This is a genomic window from Ralstonia edaphi (assembly GCF_958350185.1).
GTDB lineage: Bacteria > Pseudomonadota > Gammaproteobacteria > Burkholderiales > Burkholderiaceae > Ralstonia > Ralstonia edaphi.
The window spans coordinates 164,871-170,870 of sequence record NZ_CATWHI010000008.1; the positions used below are offsets into that span (position 1 = coordinate 164,871).

The following is a 6,000-nucleotide window of genomic DNA, read 5'->3' on the forward strand; positions in this document are numbered from 1 at the left end:
ACAGCCATGCCGCACAATGGGCGCCAATTCTGATTGTGGATCGACATGCCGAGCTACGAACTCACCGTCCAGGTCCGGACGCGCTATCTGCCGGAGCAATCCGAGCCGGAACACGGCAACTTCGCCTTTGCCTACACCATCACCATCCGCAACACCGGTGACGTGCCGAGCCAGCTGATCTCCCGCCACTGGGTGATTACCGACGCCGACGAGCAGGTGCAGGAAGTGAACGGCCTGGGCGTGGTCGGCCACCAGCCGCTGCTGCCGCCGGGCGAATCTTTCGAATACACGAGCTGGGCGACCATCAAGACGCCCGTGGGTACGATGCGGGGCGAATACTTCTGCGTGGCCGAAGACGGTCACCGCTTCGAGGCGCCCATCCCCGAATTTGCGCTGGTGATGCCGCGCATGCTGCACTGATCGGGAATCAGGGCGCGTCGGAATTGGCGGCTTGAGAATCTTTTGGAGCTGCGTCGGTCGATTGGGAAGGTTTGGCAGCGTCGCTGTGGCGCGACGGATGTTCGGACGGCGCACGCAGCGGGCGTGGATGCTTCTTGGCGCCAGACATGGTCCAGATCACGATGAAAATGAGCAGGAACAGCGCCACGCCGGCCTCCAGGCCGAACAGCATCATCGGATGGTTTTCAAAGAATTCGCTCATGGTCGACGGCGGGAAGCTCGGGTGCGAGGCATTGTAGCCAACCCCGCCGCCGCATCGGACAGGATGGAACACGCATGACAGCAGCAACCTTGGACGCATTGACACAAGCCCGCACCGCCACCCGCCGCCGCTGGGGCGGGCTGGCCGCCGCTCTGGTCGCGGCCTTGCTTGCCGCCTGTACGAGCGGGCCCCCGCCGCGCGTCGAAACGCCGCAAGCGCCCACAGGCACGCTGGGCGGTCATCTGGCCCCCGCAACGTGGGCGGATGTGTCCGGCTGGACCGCTGATGATCTCGCCTCCGCCTGGCCCGCGCTGCAATCGAACTGCCAGGCCATGAAGCGTCGCGCCGATTGGTCGCGTGTCTGCACCGCCGGCCTGATGGTCGACGCTGGTGACCCGATTGCGATGCGCGTGTTCTTTGAAGACAACTTCACGCCGTATCGCGTGGTGAAGGACGACGGCACCGACAGCGGCCTCATCACCGGTTATTACGAACCGCTGCTGCGCGGCTCGCGGACCCGCCACGGGGCCTATCAGACGCCGCTGTACCGCATGCCCGCCGCGTGGCGCGGCAAGACGCTGCCGGCGCGCGCGCAGTTGATCCGCAGTCCGGCGCTGCAGGGGCAAGAGATTGTCTGGGTGGACGACCCGGTCGAAGCGGCGTTCCTGCAGATTCAGGGTTCGGGCCAGGTCCAGCTGGAAGAGGGCGGCATCATGCGCCTGGGCGTGGGCGGCACGAACAACCAGCCGTTCCGTTCATTTGCGCGCTGGTTGCTCGACATGGGCGAAATTACGCCGGTGCAGGCCACCATGCAGGGCATCAAGGCCTGGGCGCGTGCCAATCCGAGCCGTGTCGAAGAGATGCTCAACATCAACCCCCGTTACGTGTTCTTTGCCGAGACGCCCGGCAACACGGGCGGCCCCATCGGCAAGCTGGGCGTGCCGCTGACGGACGAACGCTCGATCGCCGTCGACCCGACCTACATTCCGCTGGGCTCGCCGGTGTTCCTGTCGACGACCAAGCCGCTGTCGGCCGATCCGATCCAGAAGCTCGTTTTTGCCCAGGACGTGGGTTCCGCCATTCGCGGTGCCGTGCGCGCCGACTATTACTTCGGCCATGGCGATGCCGCGGGCGACTTGGCGGGCCGCATGAAGCAGACGGGCCGCCTTTGGGTGCTCGTGCCGAAGGGTGGCAGCATCGGCGTCGCCACCCGCTGAGAAACGTCGAACCACTAACCGCGCCGCAAGTCCACCACGCGGCGCGCCTTGCCGACGGAGCGCTCGATTCCGCCGCTGGCCAGCGTCTCGATCGCGGCCGTCACGCCGATCAACGACTTGATGTCATGCGCCAGTTGGCTGCTTGCCGAGTTGGCCGCGTCTGCGGAGGTGCCCAGCGCCGCCTCGATCCGCACCGTCAGCGTATCCAGCGGTCCTTCCTTGCCGAGCACGCATTGGTAGTGCGGTGACAGCGCCGCGTGCTTCAGGATCAATTCCTCGATCTGCGATGGAAACACGTTCACACCGCGCACGATCATCATGTCGTCGCAGCGGCCGGTGATTTTTTCCATGCGCCGGAAGCCCGGTCGCGCCGTGCCGGGCAACAGGCGCGTCAGATCGCGCGTGCGATAGCGCACCACTGGCATCGCTTCCTTGGTCAGCGACGTGAAGACCAGTTCGCCGAACTCGCCGTCGGGCAGCACCTCGCCGGTGTCCGGATCGATGATCTCCGGATAGAAGTGGTCTTCCCAGATGGTCGGGCCGTCCTTGGTTTCGGCGCATTCGCTGGCAACGCCCGGCCCCATCACCTCCGACAGGCCGTAGATATCGACTGCCGAAAGCCCCATGCGCGCTTCGATGGCGCTGCGCATTTCGGGCGTCCATGGCTCGGCGCCGAAGATGCCGATCTGCAGGCTCGACGCGGCCGGGTCCATGCCCTGGCGCTCAAATTCATCGGCAATTGCCAGCATGTAGCTGGGCGTGACCATGATGATCTGCGGCTGGAAATCGTGGATGAGTTGCACTTGCCGCTCGGTTTGCCCGCCGCCGAACGGGATGGCCGTCAGCCCCGCACGCTCCACGCCGTAATGCGCGCCCAGTCCCCCGGTGAACAGGCCGTAGCCGTAGCTCACGTGGACCTTGTCGCCGCGCCGAGCACCCGCCGCGCGAATCGAGCGCGCCACCAACCCTGCCCACGTATCGATATCCGCCAGCGTGTAACCGACAACCGTGGGTTTGCCCGTCGTGCCCGACGACGCGTGGATGCGCGCGATCCGATCCTGCGGCACCGCAAACATGCCGAACGGATAGTTGTCGCGCAGATCGGTCTTGGTCGTGAACGGAAACTTCGCCAGATCGGCAAGCGATTGCAAATCCGACGGATGCACGCCCGCCGCGTCGAACTTTGCCCGGTAGGCGGGCACGTTCTCATATGCGTGCGCGAGGCTGCGCTTCAGGCGTTCCAGCTGCAGAGCCTGGATGGCGTCACGGCTGGCCGTCTCGATCGGATCGAGCGGCAGGTCGGTCGAGCGGGGGCGCATGCGGGTCTCCTCGGGATGCCGTCGTGCAAACCTGCTCACGATCCTACTGCGCGTTCCGATCTTGGCCCTGCGATGCTCACCGTACCCATGTACGGTTGCGCTTCTCGGGCCAACCTCGGGCCGCTCGCGACGGATCGTGAACAGGTTCTGAGGCGTCCTCTAATGGTGATGCGGTTTTGTGGAGGGCTTTATAAGACGTCTAGCTAGGGTTCTGGGCTGCCCGGGACCGGAATGACCTGGCCGCGAATCTGTGCAGACTTGCCGCGAAACATGGCGACCACCTCGCCGGCCTGGTTTGTCACGCGTACGTCGTAGATGCCGTGCCGGCCGGACAAGACCTGCTCGGTTGCCTCGGCGACCAGCACATCGCCGCCATGCGCCGGCCGCAGGAATTCGACGCTGCACCCAGCCGCCACCGTGTTGTGGTTATGGCTGTTGCAGGCAAACGCGAAGGCCGAATCGGCCAGCGTGAATATCAATCCGCCATGACAGGTGCGATGCCCGTTGAGGAATTCAGGCCGCACCGCCATGGAAAGCCGAGCAAAGCCGGGCGCGACCGCCTCCACGCGCATGCCGAGCCAGCGCGTGCAGGCATCGGCGTCGAACATGCTTTTGCAGGCGGTTTCAGCCAGCGGCTGCGCATCGTGGAGGGTCGTTTCCGTCACGCTGATGTCCTTATTCGCCGGTGAAATGCGCCACGCGCTTGTTCAGAAAGGCGTCCACGCCTTCTGCATAGTCGCGCGAATTGCCGAGTTCGCGCTGCAGGTCGCGCTCCAGGTCCAGTTGAGCGTCCAGCGACTGTGTGGGCGCTGCGTGCATGGCGCGCTTGATGGCGGCCAGTGCACGGGTCGGCTGCTTGGCCAGGTGGTCGGCCATGCAGTTCACTTCGGTCATCAGGATCTTGGCATCGTGATAAACGCCCCAGATCAGGCCCCAGGCGAGCGCCGTCTTGGCGTCGAGCTTTTCCCCCAGCATCGCCAGCCCCATCGCCCGCGCCACGCCGATGCGCTGCGGCAGGAACCACGTTCCGCCCGAATCCGGCAGCAGCCCGATCTTTACAAAGGCCTGGAGGAAGCACGCATTCTCGGCGGCCATCACGATGTCGCACGCCAGCGCGAGGTTTGCGCCGGCGCCGGCGGCCACGCCGTTCACGGCGGCAATCACCGGCAGGGGCATGGCACGCAGACGGCGCACCAGCGGGTTGAATTGTTCGTCGATGAGCTGGCCCAGGTCCGTCATCTGCCCGGGCGTGACATTGAGTTCGGAGAGATCCTGCCCCGCGCAGAAGCCGCGTCCCGCTCCGGTCAGGATCAACGCGCGAGCGCGCTGGCGCTCCACCTTGTCCAGCGCGTCGCGCAGTTCGCGGTGCATGCCGGCCGTGAAACTGTTGAGCTGATCGGGCCGGTTCAGCGTGATGGTTGCCACGTGTTCATGCCAGTCAAGCAGAATGGTCGGGCTGGTCATCTTGTCTCCTCCTCGGTCATCGGTTCATTGATTAACCGACCGGTTGGTCGGCTAATATTACATCCATTCCAACTGGAGCTTCCATGTCCTACGAAAACATTCTGGTCGAAACGCGCGGTCGCGTCGGTCTTGTTACGCTCAATCGTCCGAAGGCGCTGAATGCCCTCAACGATGCGCTCATGGACGAACTTGGCGCCGCGCTGCTCGCCTTCGACGCCGATGCCAACATCGGCGCCGTCGTCCTTACCGGCAGCGAAAAGGCGTTCGCCGCCGGCGCGGATATCGGCGCCATGGCCGATTACGACTTCGCCACCGTCTATAAGAACGAATACATCACGCGCAACTGGGAAACCATCCGCCGCATCCGCAAGCCGGTGATCGCCGCGGTGGCCGGCTACGCGCTCGGGGGCGGCTGTGAACTGGCCATGATGTGCGACATCATCCTCGCCGCCGATACCGCCAAGTTCGGCCAGCCGGAAATCAAGCTCGGCACCATGCCCGGCGCCGGCGGCACGCAGCGCCTGCCGCGCGCAGTGTCCAAGGCTAAGGCCATGGACCTCTGCCTGACCGCTCGCATGATGGGCGCTGAAGAAGCCGAGCGCGCCGGCCTGGTCTCGCGTGTCATCCCGGCCGACAAGTTGATCGACGAAGCTATCCAGGCCGCAGAAACCATTGCCGGCTTCTCGCTGCCCACGGTCATGATGATCAAAGAGTCGATCAACGCGGCCTACGAGACCTCGCTCAGCGAAGGCGTGCATCTGGAGCGCCGCCTCTTCCACGCCACGTTCGCCACGGAAGACCAGAAGGAAGGCATGCGCGCGTTCGTTGAGAAGCGTGCCGCCACGTTCAAGCACCAATAAGGACGGTCCAGCGGGGTGACTTCGGGAATACCCGAGTAACGGCATCGGGTATCTCGGACCACCTCTTGCGAGTCCTTTGCGGCCGCAATCCCATGCGTAGACTGGGCTGGCGGCTATTCTTCACGAACGCGTCATCAGCCTGTCACGACAAAGGTATTGCCAAGCTGAGGGAACCCGCCTATAGTTCGCCCCTCGCTGCAAAACACAGCGCCGAAACGCAAGTGGCGGTGGTGGTGTTGGGTGGTGGAGAAGCAGGAGTGGAGCGGGTTTGCGGTCGATTGGGTGGTTGGTGATCGGCGGTGGACTGGGTGGTAGTTGGCAGCGAGTTGACGGATAAAAATTCTTCGACGAGTTGTTGACAGCGACGAAAAAGCTCTGCATAATCTCGTTTCTCTGCTGCAGACAACGCAGCGACGCGGTGAACAAAGTTGATCGCGAAGTTCTTTAACAAGCAAACAGCCGATAAGTGTGGGCGCTTA

The 6,000-nt window shown here is 64.2% G+C and carries 8 protein-coding genes; 3 read left to right on the plus strand and 5 right to left on the minus strand.

Features of this window, described 5'->3' with window-relative positions; all coding sequences use genetic code 11:
- Positions 1-45 precede the first annotated feature (45 nt).
- Positions 46-420, plus strand: a complete 375-nt coding sequence (gene apaG / locus R2669_RS23105; protein ID WP_147219188.1) for a Co2+/Mg2+ efflux protein ApaG — start codon at positions 46-48, stop codon at positions 418-420.
- Positions 421-427: 7 nt separating this feature from the next.
- On the opposite strand, the gene R2669_RS23110 is transcribed toward apaG, so the two are convergent.
- Positions 428-661, minus strand: a complete 234-nt coding sequence (locus R2669_RS23110; protein ID WP_316891628.1) for a hypothetical protein — start codon at positions 659-661, stop codon at positions 428-430.
- 74 nt (positions 662-735) lie between these two features.
- On the opposite strand from R2669_RS23110, the gene mltA reads away from it, so the two are divergent.
- A complete protein-coding gene (gene mltA, locus R2669_RS23115) occupies positions 736-1,878 on the plus strand; it encodes a murein transglycosylase A (RefSeq protein ID WP_316902173.1) in 1,143 nt (380 codons plus the stop codon).
- Between the two features lie 14 nt (positions 1,879-1,892).
- On the opposite strand, the gene paaK is transcribed toward mltA, so the two are convergent.
- From paaK to paaG, 3 genes are all read right to left on the minus strand, one after another.
- On the minus strand, positions 1,893-3,197 hold the full coding sequence (gene paaK, locus R2669_RS23120) for a phenylacetate--CoA ligase PaaK (RefSeq protein ID WP_147219195.1): 1,305 nt from the start codon (positions 3,195-3,197) through the stop codon (positions 1,893-1,895).
- Between the two features lie 203 nt (positions 3,198-3,400).
- Positions 3,401-3,868 carry a hydroxyphenylacetyl-CoA thioesterase PaaI gene (gene paaI / locus R2669_RS23125; RefSeq protein WP_316891634.1) on the minus strand — a complete coding sequence of 156 codons (468 nt, stop codon included), beginning with the start codon at positions 3,866-3,868 and terminating at the stop codon, positions 3,401-3,403.
- A gap of 4 nt (positions 3,869-3,872) precedes the next feature.
- Complete coding sequence (gene paaG / locus R2669_RS23130; RefSeq protein WP_009242010.1) at positions 3,873-4,661, minus strand: 2-(1,2-epoxy-1,2-dihydrophenyl)acetyl-CoA isomerase PaaG; 789 nt, start codon at positions 4,659-4,661, stop codon at positions 3,873-3,875.
- Between the two features lie 83 nt (positions 4,662-4,744).
- Here paaG and R2669_RS23135 point away from each other — a divergent pair, with 83 nt between their 5' ends.
- Positions 4,745-5,521: an enoyl-CoA hydratase gene (locus tag R2669_RS23135; RefSeq protein ID WP_316891630.1), complete on the plus strand. Its 777-nt coding sequence runs from the start codon at positions 4,745-4,747 to the stop codon at positions 5,519-5,521.
- A gap of 178 nt (positions 5,522-5,699) precedes the next feature.
- Here R2669_RS23135 and R2669_RS23140 read toward each other — a convergent pair.
- Positions 5,700-6,000: hypothetical protein (locus R2669_RS23140; protein ID WP_316902174.1), on the minus strand; the 301-nt coding region annotated here is incomplete at its 5' end.

What these genes read in the sequence shown, in the direction of transcription:
- R2669_RS23135 (WP_316891630.1), top strand. Translation starts at nt 4,745, where the DNA reads ATGTCCTACGAAAACATTCTGGTCGAAACGCGCGGTCGCGTCGGTCTT.
- mltA (WP_316902173.1), top strand. Translation starts at nt 736, where the DNA reads ATGACAGCAGCAACCTTGGACGCATTGACACAAGCCCGCACCGCCACC.
- R2669_RS23110 (WP_316891628.1), bottom strand. Translation starts at nt 661, where the DNA reads ATGAGCGAATTCTTTGAAAACCATCCGATGATGCTGTTCGGCCTGGAG.
- apaG (WP_147219188.1), top strand. Translation starts at nt 46, where the DNA reads ATGCCGAGCTACGAACTCACCGTCCAGGTCCGGACGCGCTATCTGCCG.
- paaK (WP_147219195.1), bottom strand. Translation starts at nt 3,197, where the DNA reads ATGCGCCCCCGCTCGACCGACCTGCCGCTCGATCCGATCGAGACGGCC.
- paaG (WP_009242010.1), bottom strand. Translation starts at nt 4,661, where the DNA reads ATGACCAGCCCGACCATTCTGCTTGACTGGCATGAACACGTGGCAACC.